The 15,913-nt window shown below is 68.3% G+C and carries 16 protein-coding genes; 11 read left to right on the top strand and 5 right to left on the bottom strand.

Annotated features, from left to right (window positions below):
- Positions 1-843, bottom strand: coding sequence for an LLM class F420-dependent oxidoreductase (locus ACNQS7_RS14330; RefSeq protein WP_418013050.1), 843 nt, complete (start codon positions 841-843; stop codon positions 1-3).
- 240 nt (positions 844-1,083) lie between these two features.
- On the opposite strand from ACNQS7_RS14330, the gene infA reads away from it, so the two are divergent.
- The 8 genes from infA to truA all read left to right on the top strand — a co-directional run bounded on the left by infA (position 1,084) and on the right by truA (position 5,608).
- Positions 1,084-1,305, top strand: a complete 222-nt coding sequence (gene infA / locus ACNQS7_RS14325; protein ID WP_003418601.1) for a translation initiation factor IF-1 — start codon at positions 1,084-1,086, stop codon at positions 1,303-1,305.
- 37 nt (positions 1,306-1,342) lie between these two features.
- Positions 1,343-1,456: a 50S ribosomal protein L36 gene (gene rpmJ, locus ACNQS7_RS14320; RefSeq protein WP_003886927.1), complete on the top strand. Its 114-nt coding sequence runs from the start codon at positions 1,343-1,345 to the stop codon at positions 1,454-1,456.
- A 148-nt stretch (positions 1,457-1,604) separates the two neighbouring features.
- Positions 1,605-1,979: a 30S ribosomal protein S13 gene (gene rpsM, locus ACNQS7_RS14315; protein WP_055579869.1), complete on the top strand. Its 375-nt coding sequence runs from the start codon at positions 1,605-1,607 to the stop codon at positions 1,977-1,979.
- A 3-nt stretch (positions 1,980-1,982) separates the two neighbouring features.
- Complete coding sequence (gene rpsK, locus ACNQS7_RS14310; RefSeq protein WP_055579868.1) at positions 1,983-2,399, top strand: 30S ribosomal protein S11; 417 nt, start codon at positions 1,983-1,985, stop codon at positions 2,397-2,399.
- A gap of 18 nt (positions 2,400-2,417) precedes the next feature.
- Complete coding sequence (rpsD, locus tag ACNQS7_RS14305; protein ID WP_418013049.1) at positions 2,418-3,023, top strand: 30S ribosomal protein S4; 606 nt, start codon at positions 2,418-2,420, stop codon at positions 3,021-3,023.
- 75 nt (positions 3,024-3,098) lie between these two features.
- Positions 3,099-4,142, top strand: a complete 1,044-nt coding sequence (locus tag ACNQS7_RS14300) for a DNA-directed RNA polymerase subunit alpha (protein ID WP_055579866.1) — start codon at positions 3,099-3,101, stop codon at positions 4,140-4,142.
- Between the two features lie 58 nt (positions 4,143-4,200).
- Positions 4,201-4,767, top strand: coding sequence for a 50S ribosomal protein L17 (rplQ, locus tag ACNQS7_RS14295; RefSeq protein ID WP_418013048.1), 567 nt, complete (start codon positions 4,201-4,203; stop codon positions 4,765-4,767).
- Positions 4,712-5,608, top strand: a complete 897-nt coding sequence (gene truA / locus ACNQS7_RS14290) for a tRNA pseudouridine(38-40) synthase TruA (protein WP_418015994.1) — start codon at positions 4,712-4,714, stop codon at positions 5,606-5,608. The genes rplQ and truA overlap by 56 nt, the downstream gene beginning before the upstream one ends.
- Here truA and ACNQS7_RS14285 read toward each other — a convergent pair.
- Positions 5,605-6,243, bottom strand: coding sequence for a cutinase family protein (locus ACNQS7_RS14285; RefSeq protein ID WP_418013047.1), 639 nt, complete (start codon positions 6,241-6,243; stop codon positions 5,605-5,607). The two genes, truA and ACNQS7_RS14285, sit on opposite strands and share 4 nt — an antisense overlap.
- A gap of 31 nt (positions 6,244-6,274) precedes the next feature.
- Complete coding sequence (locus tag ACNQS7_RS14280; protein WP_418015993.1) at positions 6,275-7,072, bottom strand: cutinase family protein; 798 nt, start codon at positions 7,070-7,072, stop codon at positions 6,275-6,277.
- Between the two features lie 134 nt (positions 7,073-7,206).
- On the opposite strand from ACNQS7_RS14280, the gene eccB reads away from it, so the two are divergent.
- Positions 7,207-8,571, top strand: coding sequence for a type VII secretion protein EccB (eccB, locus tag ACNQS7_RS14275; RefSeq protein WP_418013046.1), 1,365 nt, complete (start codon positions 7,207-7,209; stop codon positions 8,569-8,571).
- On the opposite strand, the gene mycP is transcribed toward eccB, so the two are convergent.
- Together mycP and eccD are read right to left on the bottom strand one after the other, a co-directional pair.
- Entirely contained in the window at positions 8,536-9,843 is a 1,308-nt protein-coding gene (gene mycP, locus ACNQS7_RS14270; RefSeq protein ID WP_418013045.1) for a type VII secretion-associated serine protease mycosin, read from the bottom strand. The genes eccB and mycP overlap by 36 nt on opposite strands.
- Complete coding sequence (gene eccD / locus ACNQS7_RS14265) at positions 9,840-11,156, bottom strand: type VII secretion integral membrane protein EccD (protein ID WP_418013044.1); 1,317 nt, start codon at positions 11,154-11,156, stop codon at positions 9,840-9,842. Before eccD ends, mycP begins: the two co-directional genes overlap by 4 nt.
- Before the next feature lie 93 nt (positions 11,157-11,249).
- On the opposite strand from eccD, the gene eccCb reads away from it, so the two are divergent.
- Entirely contained in the window at positions 11,250-14,747 is a 3,498-nt protein-coding gene (gene eccCb, locus ACNQS7_RS14260) for a type VII secretion protein EccCb (protein ID WP_418013043.1), read from the top strand.
- On the top strand, positions 14,744-15,904 hold the full coding sequence (locus ACNQS7_RS14255; RefSeq protein WP_418015992.1) for a type VII secretion-associated protein: 1,161 nt from the start codon (positions 14,744-14,746) through the stop codon (positions 15,902-15,904). The genes eccCb and ACNQS7_RS14255 overlap by 4 nt, the downstream gene beginning before the upstream one ends.
- Positions 15,905-15,913 lie beyond the last annotated feature (9 nt).

The raw sequence follows: 15,913 nt of genomic DNA, 5'->3' as shown, positions 1-15,913 counted from the left end.
TTACAGCCCGAGTGCCCCGGCCAATTCGGCAAGCGCGGGGACCAGGTTCTCGCTGCGGGTCAGAACCTGCACCGGCACGTGGTCGGCGCCGGCATCGAGGTGCTCGCGCAGCCGTGCTGCGATCGCGTCGGTGGTGCCGTAGGCGACCACGGAGTCCACCAGACGATCGCTGCCGGGTTTGGCCAGATCGTCATCGGTGAAGCCCAGTCGCTTCCAGCTGTTCAGGTAGTTGGCCAGGTTGAGGTACATGCCGAGGGCTTTTCGGCCCACGGCGCGAGCCTGCTCCGCGTCGGTAGTGAGTACCACCTTGTGCTCAGGTGCCAGGAACGCCGATGGCCCGATGAGTTCACGCGCCCGGGCGGTGTGCTCGGGCGTCGTCAGGTACGGGTGCGCGCCGGCACCGCGCTCCGCCGACAGCTTGAGGACCCGCGGGCCCAGCGCCGCCACCACCCGGCGGTTGGCGGGCACGCCGTAGTCGTCCAGCTGGTCGAGATACTCGGTGAGGGCGTCTATCGGCTTGCGGTACTCGGTGACCACCTCGCGGTGGCCGACGCCGATACCGAGCAGGAAACGCCCCGGGTAGGCCCTGTCGATCCGGTGGAACGATTCGGCGACCGGCTTGGCCGGTGCGGTCCAGATATTGACGATGCCCGTGGCGACCTGCAGCGTCGTGGTCGCGTCCAGGATCGGTTCCACCCAGTCCAGTTCAGCGGGCGGGGAACCGCCCACCCACACGGCCCCGTAGCCGAGGGCCTCGATTTCTTTGGCCTGTTGGGGCGTGACGCCGCGTCCGAACGATCCGAACCGGCCGAGATCGGGCTTGCTGTCAGCAGAAGCGGTCATGATCGCTCCAACCGGGCGGGCGGTGTGGCGTATTCCGGTTCGCGGGTGATCCGGGCGTTTTTGCGTCGAACGCGGGGCTACGGGTATCGTGGACCAACGGTGCGGCGTCCGTGCCGACTCTTGGCGTGCCCTGTCTGAAATTTCTTCCGGGAATTTCCATTATCGGCTCACGTTTTGTAGTTCGGACGAATGCTGCGCCCAACCAGGTACGGACGAAAAGTAGAGGATCTCCGAAAAGTAATGGCCAAGAAGGACGGTGCCATCGAGGTCGAGGGTCGCGTGGTCGAACCCCTGCCCAATGCGATGTTTCGCATTGAGCTGGAAAACGGCCACAAGGTGCTCGCCCACATCAGCGGCAAGATGCGGCAGCACTACATCCGCATCCTGCCCGAGGACCGGGTGGTGGTGGAGTTGTCTCCCTACGACCTTTCCCGGGGCCGCATTGTGTACCGGTACAAGTAGCAACTGACACGACCAGAAGAACAGGACCGAGACTGCCGTGAAGGTGAACCCGAGCGTCAAGCCGATCTGTGACAAGTGCAGGGTGATCCGTCGGCATGGACGGGTCATGGTGATCTGCCAAGATCCCCGTCACAAGCAGCGGCAAGGCTGATTGCCGACGTCCACAACTGAATGCTGACCTCCCAGCACCACTGAGCGAATACGTCGCTCAGACACGCCCGGACGGAGGCCGGGCCCTCACCCTCAGGTGAGGAACGGACTGGGAAAAGACCTCCGCTGAGAAAGAGGAAACGCCACCTATGGCTCGACTAGTAGGCGTCGATCTGCCGCGCGACAAGCGCATGGAGATCGCGCTGACGTACATCTTCGGCATCGGCCGCACCCGCTCGATCGAGATTCTCGCGGCCACCGGCATCGACAAGGACCTGCGCACCAAGGACCTGACAGATGACCAGCTGACCCATCTGCGCGACTACATCGAAGCGAACCTGAAGGTCGAGGGTGACCTGCGCCGTGAGGTGCAAGCCGACATTCGTCGCAAGATCGAGATCGGCTGCTACCAGGGCCTGCGACACCGTCGCGGGCTCCCCGTGCGCGGCCAGCGGACCAAGACCAATGCGCGGACCCGTAAAGGCCCCAAGCGCACCATCGCAGGCAAGAAGAAGGCCAGGTAACCGATGCCACCGAAGAAGGGAACCGCTTCGGGTCCCAAGAAGGGCCAGAAGACCCGCCGCAGGGAAAAGAAGAACATCCCGCACGGCGCCGCTCACATCAAGAGCACGTTCAACAACACGATCGTGACGATCACCGACCCTCAGGGCAACGTGATCGCCTGGGCCTCGTCGGGTCACGTCGGGTTCAAGGGATCCCGGAAGTCGACGCCGTTCGCGGCTCAGCTGGCCGCCGAGAACGCCGCCCGCAAGGCGCAGGAGCACGGTGTCAAGAAGGTCGATGTGTTCGTCAAGGGCCCGGGTTCGGGCCGCGAGACCGCGATCCGTTCGCTGCAGGCCGCGGGCCTGGAGGTGGGCGCGATCTCCGACGTCACTCCCCAGCCGCACAACGGCTGCCGCCCGCCCAAGCGTCGGCGCGTCTAGGTCTAGGAGGACATACCCATGGCTCGTTACACCGGACCCGTCACTCGCAAGTCACGCCGGCTGGGCACCGACCTCGTCGGTGGCGACCAGTCCTACGAGAAGCGGCCCTACCCGCCCGGCCAGCATGGCCGCGCCCGGGTCAAGGAAAGCGAATACCGCCAGCAGCTGCAGGAGAAGCAGAAGGCTCGCTTCACCTACGGCGTGATGGAGAAGCAGTTCCGCCGCTACTACGAAGAGGCCGTTCGCCACTCGGGCAAGACCGGTGAGGAACTGCTGCGCATCCTGGAAAGCCGGCTGGACAACGTCGTGTACCGCGCCGGCCTGGCGCGTACCCGACGGATGGCCCGCCAGCTCGTCAGCCACGGTCACTTCTCGGTCAACGGCGTGCACGTCAACGTGCCCAGCTACCGGGTGTCGCAGTACGACATCATCGATGTCCGGGACGGCTCGCTGAACACGGTGCCGTTCCAGATTGCGCGGGAGACCGCGGGCGACCGCCCGATCCCGAGTTGGCTGCAGGTGGTGGGGGAGCGGCAGCGCATCCTGATCCACCAGCTGCCTGAGCGTTCGCAGATCGACGTCCCGCTCACCGAGCAGCTGATCGTCGAGTTCTACTCGAAGTAAGAATGTTCCGCGCCGCCCGGCGCGGGATACCTAACGGCATCAAATAGCGGGTGCCGAGAAGGAGAAGAAGAAACAATGCTGATCTCTCAGCGGCCCACCCTGTCCGAGGACATCCTCACCGACAGCCGGTCCCAGTTCGTCATCGAACCGCTGGAGCCGGGATTCGGTTACACCCTTGGCAATTCGCTGCGGCGTACGTTGCTGTCGTCGATCCCCGGCGCGGCCGTCACCAGCATTCGCATCGACGGCGTCCTGCACGAGTTCACCACCGTGCCCGGCGTCAAGGAGGATGTCACCGACATCATCCTGAACCTCAAGAGCCTGGTGGTGTCCTCCGAGGAGGACGAGCCGGTCACCATGTACCTGCGTAAGCAGGGCCCGGGTGAGGTCACCGCGGGCGACATCGTGCCGCCGGCCGGTGTCACGGTGCACAACCCGTCGATGCACATCGCGACCCTGAACGACAAGGGCAAGCTCGAGGTCGAGCTCGTCGTCGAGCGCGGCCGCGGCTACGTGCCGGCGGTGCAGAACCGGGCCTCGGGCGCCGAAATCGGCCGTATCCCAGTCGATTCCATCTACTCGCCGGTTCTCAAGGTGACCTACAAGGTGGACGCGACCCGTGTCGAGCAGCGCACCGACTTCGACAAGCTGATCCTGGACGTCGAGACCAAGAGCTCGATCACCCCGCGCGACGCGCTGGCCTCGGCCGGTAAGACGCTGGTCGAATTGTTCGGTCTGGCACGCGAACTCAACGTCGAGGCCGAGGGCATCGAGATCGGACCGTCGCCGGCCGAGGCGGACCACATCGCCTCGTTCGCGCTGCCGATCGACGACCTGGACCTGACCGTGCGGTCCTACAACTGCCTCAAGCGGGAAGGCGTGCACACCGTCGGCGAACTGGTCTCCCGCACCGAGTCGGACCTGTTGGACATCCGCAACTTCGGGCAGAAGTCCATCGACGAGGTGAAGGTCAAGCTGCACCAGCTCGGCCTGTCGCTCAAGGACAGCCCGCCCAGCTTCGACCCGTCCGAGGTCGCCGGCTACGACGTCGCCACCGGCACCTGGTCCACCGAGGGTGCCTACGACGACCAGGACTACGCCGAAACCGAACAGCTCTAAAGAACCCCGTCCCGGCCCTACCTGATACGGGGGCCGGCCCCACATAGGAGAAGTCGCAATGCCCAAGCCCACCAAGGGTCCTCGTCTCGGCGGGTCGTCCTCGCACCAGAAGGCGATTCTGGCCAACCTGGCCACGTCGCTTTTCGAGCACGGCCGGATCAAGACCACCGAGCCCAAGGCGCGGGCGTTGCGGCCCTACGCGGAGAAGCTGATCACCCACGCCAAGAAGGGCACGCTGCACAACCGGCGTGAGGTGCTCAAGAAGATCCGTGACAAGGACGTCGTGCACACCCTGTTCGCGGAGATCGGACCGTTCTTCGCCGACCGCGAGGGCGGTTACACCCGCATCATCAAGGTCGAGAACCGCAAGGGCGACAACGCTCCGATGGCCGTGATCGAGCTGGTTCGGGAGAAGACGGTGACGTCGGAGGCCGACCGGGCGCGGCGGGTGCAGTCCTCGAAGAAGGCCGCGCCGGTCGCGGCGGCGGCGGCGCCTCAGGCGGCGGTCGAGCCGGAGGCGGCCGAGGGCCCGACGGCCGAGGAGGCCACCGAGGCCACCGAGACCGAGGCTGTCGAGACCGAGGCCGTCGAGGCCGACGAGACGTCGGAGAACCCCGAGAATTAGTGGGGACGTCCGTCTGCGGCTTGATATCGCCTACGACGGAACCGAATTCGCGGGCTGGGCGGCGCAAGCGGAGCAACGCACGGTCGCCGGCGTCCTCGATGCGGCGCTGACGACCGTGTTCCGCACACCGGTGCGGCTACGCGCGGCCGGACGCACTGACGCCGGCGTACACGCCACCGCGCAGGTGGCTCACGCCGATATCCCGGTCGAGGCTCTGCCGCACGCCTATTCGCGGGCCGATCGGACCGGTGAACCGGAATTCCTGGCGCTGGTGCGGCGGCTGGGCAGGTTCCTGCCGGCCGACGTCCGGGTCATCGAGATCACGCGTGCGCCAACTGGTTTTGACGCCCGATTCTCGGCGCTGCGGCGGCATTACGCGTATCGACTGTCGACAGCGCCCTACGGCGTGCTGCCGCAGCAGGCGCGCTTCGTCACCGCCTGGCCACGCGCGCTGGACCTGGACGCGATGACCCGCGCATCGCGAGAACTGTTGGGACTGCACGATTTTGCGGCTTTCTGCCGGCACCGCGCAGGTGCCACCACGATTCGGGAGCTGCAACGGCTGGACTGGACGCGCGACGGGGATCTGGTCACCGCGCATGTGAGCGCCGACGCATTCTGCTGGTCCATGGTGCGCTCGTTGGTCGGTGCGCTGCTCGCCGTTGGCGAGCATCGGCGAGACCCGCGATGGTGTCGTGAAATGCTCAGTGCAACAAGCCGATCCAGCGATTTCGCGGCAGCGCCACCGCAAGGACTGACGCTGATCGGAGTGGACTACCCGCCGGATGACCAGCTGGCCGCGCGGAATCTGATCACCCGCGACATCCGTTCGCCCCGTTAAATCCTGCCCGCGACAAAGTTCGCGGCCTCATTGGTCAGGCCGGGGACGTAGCCGAGGTGCGCCTTCCATACGTTGCCGTCGGAGCAGATCGGGTCGCCCTCGTTGCACAGATTGAGTATTTTGCCGCCGAATTGCGGGCTCAGAGCGGTTAACAAGCCGCCGGCCCGGCCGGAAGGATTGCCGAACAGGGTGACCGCGGAGACATGGTCGGCAGCCTCGGGCGGCAGTGGCTGGGTGAAACCGAGGCCGGCCAGCGGTGCGGCCGTGACGATGTCGATGACCGCGGCTCCCTGGGAATAGCCACCGAGCACCATCCTGGTGTCGGGGCAGGAGTTGGCCATCTGCTGAACATGGTCGCTGGCGTCGTTGGCTCCGTCGGTGGCGGCCAGGAAGTCCTTGCTGGCGGGATAGTTCACACCGTAGGCGCCGATATTGCGGCCGGTCTGCTGGCGCAGCGACCCGACCAGAGCGTTACCCACCCGGCCGAGGCCGGGCGGCTCGCCGGTTCCCCGGGCGAAGATCACCTCGACATCCGGACAAGCCGCCTGCGCCGGCGGTGCCAGCGGAGGGGCCATCAACAGAGCGGCCGCCGCGAGTGCGGCGGCCGTCAATCGACCCAGGGGGGCGCATCTCATGGCCCCAATGCTAGGCGTTACCGACGGTGCGTCACTGCACCTGGACGACGGGCTGCTGCACCGGGGTGATGGGAGTGGCGGGCACCTGCGGTGCCAGGGCGGGGTTCTGCGGCACGACGCCCGGTATCTGAGGAACGAGGGGCAGCTGGCCCGGCATGTGCGGAGTGCCGTTCATGATCTTGGGCGCGGCGAAAGCGGCCCCCTGGGTCGTGTAGAAGGGCACGTAGCCTTCGGTATGTCCGCTCCACTCGTTGCCGGCGCCGGCGTGGCAGATCGGGTCCTGCGGATTGCAGTAGTCGACGGCTTTGGACCCCAACAGGGTGCTCTTGGTAGGCAGTGATCCGCCGGCGCGGTCGGCGATGTCGCCGAAGGTGACCACCGCCGCGACGTTGCCGACGTATTCGGGCGGCAGGGAACTGCCCCAACTGATGCCCCCGATCGGAACGCCGGCCACGATGTCCATCACGGACGCACCCTGCGAGTAACCGCCCAGCACGATCTTGGTGTTCGGGCAGGAGGACACCGTGGCTTTGACGTGAGTGATCACGTCATTGGCTCCATCGCCGCCGTGCAGCTGCAACTTGCTGGCCGCGTAGTTGACGCCGTAGGTGCGAATGTTGAGACCACTGGTTTGTTGACGCAGCGAGTCCACGAACGCGTCGCCCACCCGGCCCAGGCCCGGCGCCTCATTGGTTCCGCGGGCGAACACCACCTCGGCGTCAGGGCAGTCGTCGGCCCACGCGGACGGCGCCGAGGCGAGCGGGCTGACCGGCAGGACAGCGGCGGACAGGGCTGCGAGGCCTACACCGGCCCGACCGGCAAGGCGCATGAAGTGCTGATACACGCCGAAATTTTACCCGCGGCGCGGCGGAGCAAAACCTCCACGGTTGTGGATAGCGGGTGAGAAGGAGCCGCTGAGCGGCCTACCGTCACAGTTAAATCGGGTGAAGACATGGGAGAAATGTGCCTCTGCAGGCGGCGACCTGGTTGCATGTGAGCGGCTACCGGTACCAGCTCCGGCGCATGGAGAATGCGTTGCTGGACGCGCAGGCCGACTCACCGGGCAGGCTGTGGCGGGGTTCGCTGGCGGCGGGCTCTGTCTTGACGGTCGTCGCCTTGGCGGGTTGCTTGTTTCTGAGCGGGCTGTGGCCCCAGCCAAGTCTGGGCGATGCCCGGATCGCCATGGGTCAGGCATCCGGAGCGCTGTACGTGAAGGTCGGTGACACCTGGCACCCGGTGCTGAACCTGGCGTCCGCGCGGTTGATCGCCGCGACCGATGCCAATCCGCGGCCGGTGGCGGAGTCTGCGCTGGCGCAGACCAAACGCGGCCCGCTGCTGGGCATCCCGGGAGCGCCGGGTTTGATCGCTCCGGCGCTGCGCGCGCAGGAGTCGCGCTGGACGGTGTGCGACGGTGCGGGAGGGACGGCGGTCTTACTGGGGGCGGATTCGCCGGCCGGTCGCGTCGGCGCCGGACAAGCGCTGCTGGTCGCCGTCCGTACCGGCGGGCCGGCCTACCTGCTGTACCGCGGCCGTCGGGCGCTGGTGGACCTTCCCGATCGTGCTGTCGTGCGAGCGCTGAGGTTGCCGGACCGGGCTCCACACATCGTCTCTCAAACTTTGCTGAACGCCGTTCCGGAGGCACCGCCCATCGCGGCTCCCCGGTTACCTGGCGCGGGCGGCCCGGCAGGGGCATGGCTGCCCGGGTTTCGGGTGGGCACTGTGCTACGAATCACACGGGCCGCGGGTGACGAGTATTACGTCGTGCTCAACGCCGGGGTCCAGCGAATCAGCCAGGTCGTCGCGGACCTGCTTCGGTTCGAGGTCTCGGCCGAGATCACCACCGCGGACCCCGCCCTGCTGCGCACGGCCCCCAATGTGGACACACTGCCGGTCTCCGGGATCCCCGAGCAGGTGCCGTCGGACCCCGGGGGTTCGACGTGGTGTGCGGTGTGGACTCCCGTCGCGTCCGGTCTGCCCGACATCGGATTCCTGGCGGACCCGCGCCCACCGGCCACGGCGGCGGTGAGGCTGGCGCAAGCCGACGGACCGGGACCGGCGGTGGATGCATTCTCCCTCGCCGGGGGCCACAGCGCCTACGTGGCCACGCAGAGCCGGGTCGGAAACAGCTCCCGGGTGGACACGCGTTATCTGGTGACCGACACCGGGGTGCGGTTCGCGATCCGCGACGACGAAGCGGCTCACCTGCTCGGGCTGCCGGCGACGCCAACGCCGGCGCCGTGGCCGGTGCTGGCCGCGTTGCCGTGCGGTCCGGAACTGAGCCGGGAGAACGCGTCAGTCGCCCGGGACAGCCTGCCGCCGGGACCCTGACCGTCGACTCGTCGCCAGCGCCCCCAGCAGGAGCGTCAGGCAGATCGCGGCGCCGACGACCATGCGCGACTGGTCGTCCGGGCGGGTGCTGGTACCCGGTGCCGGCACGCTGAGCGGCTTGGCACCGGGTGCGGCACTGGGCGGGATGTCGGCGCTGACCGCAGCGAGGGCGTCGATGGTGCCGTTGCCGACGAGTGGGTCCCATCCGGCGGCCGGGTGGTGCGCGGTGGCCTCGATGCGCTGCATCACCTGACGGGCGGTCAACGCCGGGAAGCGGGCCCGGATCAGGGCGGCTAGTCCGCTGACGACCGGAGCCGCGTAGCTGGTACCCGAGATGGCCGACTGTCCGTCGATTCGGTTCACCAGGCCGTCACCGGCCGGGCTGAGCGAGGTGACCCCCTCACCCGTGGCCGCGACATCCACCCACGGACCGGCCAGGCTGAACGATGACGGAATGCCCTGGGAATCAACCGAACCGACGGTCAGAACGTAGTCGTCGTACCAGGCCGGGCTGACCACCACCGCCACGGTGTCGCGAGTGACGCCGGCCGGCTGGGGTGGGCAGTGCGACCCACTGTTGCCGGCCGCCGCCACCACGACCGCGTTCTTGACGTCCACCGCATAGGCGAGTGCGGCGCCCAGTGCCCGGTCGTCGGGAGCCTGGGCCACCGGGACGCAGGCGACGGACGAAACATTGATCACGGTGGCCCCCAAATCGGCGGCGGTGCGCACGGCCCTGGCCAGCGTCGCGACGTCGCCGACACCGGGGTCGGAGCGTTTGGCGGCAGGCGCGAACTTGGAGCTGGACTGGCGGATGCTGATGAGCGTGACGTCGGGAGCCATACCGGTGTATGCGGAATCGGTTGCGCCGGCGATGATGCCGGCGACCAGGGTGCCGTGGGCGTCGCAGTCCTGGGTGCCGTCTCCGGTGGCTACGTAATCACCGCCGGCTATCACGTTCTTCAGTAGGGGGTGCCGGTGGACTCCGGTGTCGATGACGGCAACTCGCTGACCCGAGCCTCGGGTGAGTTGCCAGATCTGGGGCAGGTCGACGCCCGCGAGCTGCGCCGGCGCCTCTGCCCCACCCGGTTCCATCGTCGCCACCGCGCACGTCTCCCGTTGCACGGTGCGTTCCACGGGTGCCGGCAATGCCGGCGCCGGCAGCCACTTCTCGTCGACCGAAGGCGGCGTGACCGCCTGCGCCGGCGGTGCCGCACACTGGGACACCAGCACCGCGACGATCAGGGGACGCACCACCCGGACGGTGCTCACGCACGAACCAGGCTCAAGCCGCGGACGGCGCCGAACGCGCCACACGTCCAGCACGCCAGCGGAGCCACGGCGGCGAGTGCAATGCACCCCATGGCATTGACACCGCGGCGCGCCACCGGCGTAACGGCAGGAGCCACGAAACCCAGGTAGATCGCTGCGGCGGCCGCCGCAGCGGACAGCGCGGCGATCCACGGCGCCTGCTGCGGCAGGTCGATGGCCGCAATGACGAATGTGGTTGTCAGCGTTACGGTTCCGATGATGACATACATCGGTGCCCGCGCCCTGTCGGTCCGTGCGTGCAGCATCAACACGGCTGCGGTGAGGGCGGCCAGCGCGATCGCCCGGTGTGCGGCCAGCGCGGCGGTCGCGGCGGCACCGGCCGCAGCCGCCGCGCAGCCGCCGCGCAGACCGGTCAGCCAACTGTCGGCACGCAAGGCCCTGGCCGTCAGTTCACATTCGGGCCTGGGGTTATCGTGCTCGCCGGGCACCAGGCCGGCCAACCGGATCGACAGCCGCGGTGAGACCTCGATCAGTCCAAGGCAGGCGAGCGCGGTCACCGACCCGACGGCGTGCGGCGGCGCTCCGGTGACGATGGCTGCCAGCGCGGCCGCGGCCGCGACCAGCGCACAGCATGCCGTGGCTACCAATGTGACTGAGCCACAACCGGTTAAGCGGACCGCCAGGACCGCCATCGCGCCGGCCGCCATCGCGGCGAGCAGCAGATGCGGGGCACCGGGAACACCGGGCACCGCAAGTAGCCCAGCCAGCGCCGCAGACGTTGTGGCAATGAGGCTGAGGGTGAGGGCGGCAGTCGGGTCGCGGCGGACGCGCAGGACGATGACCGCGAACATCAAGGCAGTGACAGCGGCGACGCCCGCTGCCGCTGCGGCGATGTCGGCATGACCGGCGCCACCTGCCCAGCGAACCAGCACCAGCGCGCCTAGGCCGGCGAAGCAGGCGGCGGCCAGGCCGGCGGTCATTCCCTGCCAGGATCGCGGGGAGCGGACCAGCGCCGCGGACACCGCTTGGGCCTCGTCGTCGTGACGCACGGCCGGAGGTACGGGCGGCTGCCGGCTCAGCACCAACGCGGTACCGTCACAAACACCGTTCTGCCGCAGAGTTGTCGAACTCGGCAACGGGGGGCAGCCGAGCCGCGCCAGGTGGTAGCGCGTCCCCGGTGTCATGCCCCCGAACACGTCGACTATCGGCGGAATCAACTCCGCGACGGGCACCGCGGCGGGCAATGTCAGGTCGACGGAGGCGCTGCCGGCGTGGACGGCTACGCGACGCAACTCCGGATCGGGTGTAGACATCCTCGGCACGCTAAGCGGTTCGGCAGCCGGCTGCTTGCGGCTATCCACAGCTGAATTGCCGTGAATTTCGCTGCCGCTTAACGTCGTCGAACTATGGTCGCGGTCATCGAAGTAGCCGCCCCGCCCGAATTATCGCGATCGGCGTCCTCGGGCACGCTGGTGCTGCCGGCCGTGATGGCCGTCGCGTCCGTGGCCGTCGCCGGGGTGGTCTTCTGCACCGGGTCTCCCGCCGCGCGCAATCCCGCATTGTTGGCCGTTCCCGCGATGATGCTGGCGTCGCTGGCGCTGACGGCCGGACGGGACCGACGCCGGGGTGCGGCGCTGGGAGGCGACCGGGACGAGTATCTGGACTACCTGTGCGCATTGCGCCCGAAAGTCACCGAAGCCATTGTCGCGCAGCATGCGTCGTTGACGTCGTTGCATCCCGAGCCGGACAGTCTCTGGACGTTGGCAGGCGGCGAGCGCATGTGGAGGCGACAGTCCGCCGAACCGGCGTCCTGCTCGGTCAGGATCGGTATCGGAAGTATTCCGCTGGAACCCGCTCTGGTGGTCGCGCCGGGACGACCTGCGCGCCGGTGTGATCCTGTGACGGTCTCGGCCCTGAATCGTTTCGTGCGAACATATTCGACGCTCCCGGATGCGCCGATCACGATGCCGCTACGCGTACTGGACGGGGCGACCATCGACGGCGACGCAGATCGGGTGCGCGGACTGCTCCGCGCAATCGTCTGCCAGCTGGCGATAGCGCATCCGCCCGAGAAGTTGCTGATCGTCGCCGCCGTGACGGATCGAGCGGAGTGGGACTGGCTGAAGTGGCTGCCGCACAATCGACATCCGAGTGCGACGGACCCGGCCGGTTCGGCGCGGATGGTGCACCCGCATGTGGTGGTGATCGTCGACGCTGCGGGAAACGACGACGTCGAGATCAGCGGCGCGACCGTGCTGCGGACCGGCGTTCCGGCGGCATCGTTGACGATTCGCCATTCCGCCGGGCAGGACCTGCTGGAGGCTCCCGATTACCTCGACCGGGACGATGCGGTGGTGTGCGCGCGCCGGATTGCGGCGTCCGCCACAGGTGTGCCCGGACCCGCCGACGCGGCCGCTTTCCTCGGCATCCATGCTGACCCGATCACGTTGTGGCACAACCAGAACCGCCGGGACCGCTTGCGGGTCCCGATCGGCGCCACTCTGGACGGCCAGCCCGTGCTCCTGGACATCAAGGAGGCAGCCGAGGGAGGGATCGGGCCGCACGGGCTGTGCGTCGGAGCCACCGGATCGGGCAAGTCCGAGCTGCTGCGCACCGTCACGATGGGCATGATGATGCGCAACTCGCCCGAGGTGCTGAATCTACTGCTGATCGACTTCAAGGGCGGCGCTACGTTTCTCGACTTCGCCAGGGCGCCGCATGTGGCGGCGGTCATCACCAACCTCGCCGACGAGGCAGCCCTGGTCGCACGGATGCGTGAGGCCCTGGCGGGAGAGATGAACCGACGGCAACAGTTGCTGCGTAAGGCCGGTAACTTCGCCAGCGCGGCGGCGTACGCGCAGGCTCGGGTGCCCGGATCGGTTGCGCTGCCGACACTGTTCATCATCGTCGACGAGTTCTCCGAACTGCTCAGTCAGCATCCCGATTTCGCCGACACGTTCGTCGCGATCGGTCGGGTCGGGCGGTCCCTCGGCATGCACCTGCTGCTGGCCAGTCAACGCCTTGACGAGGGGCGGCTGCGTGGCCTGGAAGCCCACCTGTCCTACCGGATCTGCCTGAAGACCCTGTCCGCCGGCGATTCACGTGCAGTGCTGGGCACCACGGATGCATACGAACTGCCCAACACGCCGGGAGCGGGGTTGCTGCGGGCAGCTAGCGGAGAGCCGGTCCGCTTCCAGGCCGCGTGCGTGTCGGGACCGGCGCCGTCGGGCGGTGCCGGCGGCCGGGTAGCGCCCGGCGTACGCCGCTTCACCGCCGAAAATTTTGGGGCAGTCCGGCATTCGGAGCAGGAACACGGCCCCTCGCTCCTGCGCACGATCCTCGACCGCCTGGAGCGCCAGGGGCCTCAGGCCCACCAGGTGTGGTTGCCTCCGCTGAATGCGGCGCCCCGACTGCGGACGCTGCTGGAGGGTCGACCGCCGACACGTCTGGTCGTTCCGATAGGCGTCGTCGACCGACCCTACGAGCAGTGTCGCGTGCCGCTGACGGTCGACCTGTCGGGCGCTGCCGGCAATGTCGCCGTTGTCGGAGCGCCCCGATCGGGCAAGTCGACGGCGCTCTGCACCCTCATCACCGCACTGGCCGCCACGCACGGTCCCGGACAGGTGCAGTTCTATTGCCTCGACTTCGGCGGCGGAGCACTGTCCGCCCTGCGCGGCATGCCGCACGTCGGCGCGGTCGCCGACCGGACTCAGCCAGAGCTCGTCTGGCGGATGGCGGCCGAGATGGAATCGGCGGTACACGCCCGCGAAGTATGCCGCCGCGACGGTGGTTCGCTCGGCTGCTTCCCGGACGTGTTCCTCGTGGTCGACGGGTGGGCGGGCCTGCGCCAGGACTTCGACGCGGTTGCGGATTCGATCACCGTGCTTGCGGCTCAGGGACTTTCGTACGGGGTGCACGTGCTGGTGTCAGCCGGTCGCTGGGCGGAGATCAGGCCGGCGCTGAAGGATCGGCTCGGCACCCGCATCGAGTTGCGGCTCGGTGATCCCGCCGATTCCGAGCTTGACCGCCGGCAGGCCCGTCAGGTGCCCACCGACCGTCCTGGTCGCGGTCTCAGCGAAGACGGCCTGCACATGATGGTCGCCCTGCCGGGACCGGAGGAACTCGAATTGCACCGCGGCGGCCCCGCAGCGCCGCCGATACCGCTGTTACCCACCCAGGTCGACTACGACGCCGTCGTCCTCGAACGCGAGCCCCGGATCGTGCTCGGTCTCGAAGAGCACCGATTACAGCCGGCTGCAATTGATTTCCAGCAGCGGTCGCATCTGTTGATACTCGGGGACAACGGCTGCGGCAAGACCGCCGCGCTGCGCACCCTGTGCCGCGAGATCGTCCGCATAAACAGCGCGGCGCAGGCCCGGCTGTTCCTGGTCGACTTCCGGCGCACACTGCTCGGCGTCGTCACGTCGGAACATCTGGGCGGGTACGCCATGGCGCCCGCGGCCCTGGAGGTTCTGGTGTCAAAGCTGGTCGATCTGCTGCGGCTGCGGATGCCGGGTCCTGAGGTCGGCCAGGCTGAGCTGCGGGCGAGATCATGGTGGACCGGTCCCGAGATCTACCTCGTCGTCGACGACTATGACCTGGTTACCACGTCTACCGCGAACCCGTTACTCCCGTTGCTCGAATACCTGCCGTATGCAACAGATCTGGGACTGCACATGATTGCCGCACGACGGAGTGGGGGCGCCGCGCGGGCATTGTTCGAGCCGCTGCTCGCCGGTCTGCGAGACCTGGGCTGCATGGGAATGATGATGAGTGGCCGCCCGGAAGAGGGTGCCCTGCTGGGATCGAGGCCACCCGCACAGCTGCCGCCCGGTCGCGGCACACTGATCACGCGCCCCGGCGTCGAGCAGCTGGTGCAGGTGGCCTGGTGCCCGCCGGCATGACCGCGCACCGCGCAGTCGTCGTGGCCGGGCCGGTGCGCATCAGCCGATTGTGTTGCGCGACAGCCGAGACCGACGCGCGCTTCGTAGCGGCGCTGGAGGCCGTGGACGACCCGGTGGCGTTGGTGGACGAGCGGCCCATCGCCGTTGAGACGCTGTGGCGCGACGTGCTGCGCTCGTTGACCGCGGGGCACCTCGGCGTGCTCGTGATGTGTCCGTCGTGGTGGTCGACGGCCCGGGTCGACGTCGTCACCGCGGCCGCGGGCGCTGAGGCCACCGTATGCACGCGTTCGTCCATTCTGGCACAACAGAATTCGGCGATGGTGGTGGAGATCGCCGAACGGCTGGTGGCCGTCTCGGGAGACGGTGTCGTTGCGGTGCCGCGCCGCACCGGCGAGCAGGGCGTCGTCGAGGAGGTTGCCCGCGTCATCGCCACGATGCCACCGGGCAGCGTGGTGATCGACGCCCCGACCGCGGTACCCGGAGCACGTCGGCTCGCCCGAGCGATCACCGACGCTATTGTGACCGGTTACCTCGTCACCACGGTCGAAGACATCGGTGCGACGAAGCCGGCCCGCGCGGCGGCATCGATTCCGGACCGGGAACCGGTCGTGACATTCGGTGGTCGAACTCGTGCGCGGCTGGCGGTCGCGGGTGTCACGGTGACCGCGGCGGGTCTGGTGCTGCCCGCGGTGACCGCCGAGGATCCACCCCCGGTGGCCCGGGCGGAGCCCACGACGGTTCTGGTCGAGGGTGACGTGGCGTTGACGATCCCCGCCGGCTGGCTCACCCAACGGGTCACCTCCGGGCCGGGTTCGGCGCGGGTCCAGATCACCTCACCGTCTGACCCCGAGGCGGCGTTGCACGTCACGCAAGCGTCGACGTCCGGCGAGACGCTGGCCGGTGCCGCCGACCGGTTGCGCCGCGCGATCGACGCCGAACCAGCCGGGGTCTTCGTCGACTTCGACCCGGCCGGGGTCAGCGCCGGCCGTCCCGCAGTGACCTATCGCGAAGTGCGGGCGGCCCACGATGTGCGGTGGACAGTGCTGCTGGACGGATCGCTGCGGATCAGCATCGGATGCCAGAGCCGGCCCGCGGAGCGGGACTCCGTCCGGTCCGCCTGCGAGCAGGCCGTGCGGACCGCGCACGCCGTGGGGTGAGCCCGGGAA

This window comes from Mycobacterium sp. 23, from assembly GCF_048287075.1.
GTDB lineage: Bacteria > Actinomycetota > Actinomycetes > Mycobacteriales > Mycobacteriaceae > Mycobacterium > Mycobacterium gordonae_B.
This window is presented reverse-complemented; position numbering and strand designations above follow the sequence as displayed.

Bases quoted from the DNA above. Each gene is read 5' to 3' on its own strand.
- eccCb (WP_418013043.1), top strand. From the start codon at position 11,250: ATGGTCGCGGTCATCGAAGTAGCCGCCCCGCCCGAATTATCGCGATCG.
- ACNQS7_RS14330 (WP_418013050.1), bottom strand. From the start codon at position 843: ATGACCGCTTCTGCTGACAGCAAGCCCGATCTCGGCCGGTTCGGATCG.
- rpsM (WP_055579869.1), top strand. From the start codon at position 1,605: ATGGCTCGACTAGTAGGCGTCGATCTGCCGCGCGACAAGCGCATGGAG.
- eccD (WP_418013044.1), bottom strand. From the start codon at position 11,156: ATGTCTACACCCGATCCGGAGTTGCGTCGCGTAGCCGTCCACGCCGGC.
- ACNQS7_RS14255 (WP_418015992.1), top strand. From the start codon at position 14,744: ATGACCGCGCACCGCGCAGTCGTCGTGGCCGGGCCGGTGCGCATCAGC.
- ACNQS7_RS14285 (WP_418013047.1), bottom strand. From the start codon at position 6,243: ATGAGATGCGCCCCCCTGGGTCGATTGACGGCCGCCGCACTCGCGGCG.
- ACNQS7_RS14280 (WP_418015993.1), bottom strand. From the start codon at position 7,072: ATGCGCCTTGCCGGTCGGGCCGGTGTAGGCCTCGCAGCCCTGTCCGCC.
- rpsD (WP_418013049.1), top strand. From the start codon at position 2,418: ATGGCTCGTTACACCGGACCCGTCACTCGCAAGTCACGCCGGCTGGGC.
- rplQ (WP_418013048.1), top strand. From the start codon at position 4,201: ATGCCCAAGCCCACCAAGGGTCCTCGTCTCGGCGGGTCGTCCTCGCAC.
- infA (WP_003418601.1), top strand. From the start codon at position 1,084: ATGGCCAAGAAGGACGGTGCCATCGAGGTCGAGGGTCGCGTGGTCGAA.
- ACNQS7_RS14300 (WP_055579866.1), top strand. From the start codon at position 3,099: ATGCTGATCTCTCAGCGGCCCACCCTGTCCGAGGACATCCTCACCGAC.
- rpsK (WP_055579868.1), top strand. From the start codon at position 1,983: ATGCCACCGAAGAAGGGAACCGCTTCGGGTCCCAAGAAGGGCCAGAAG.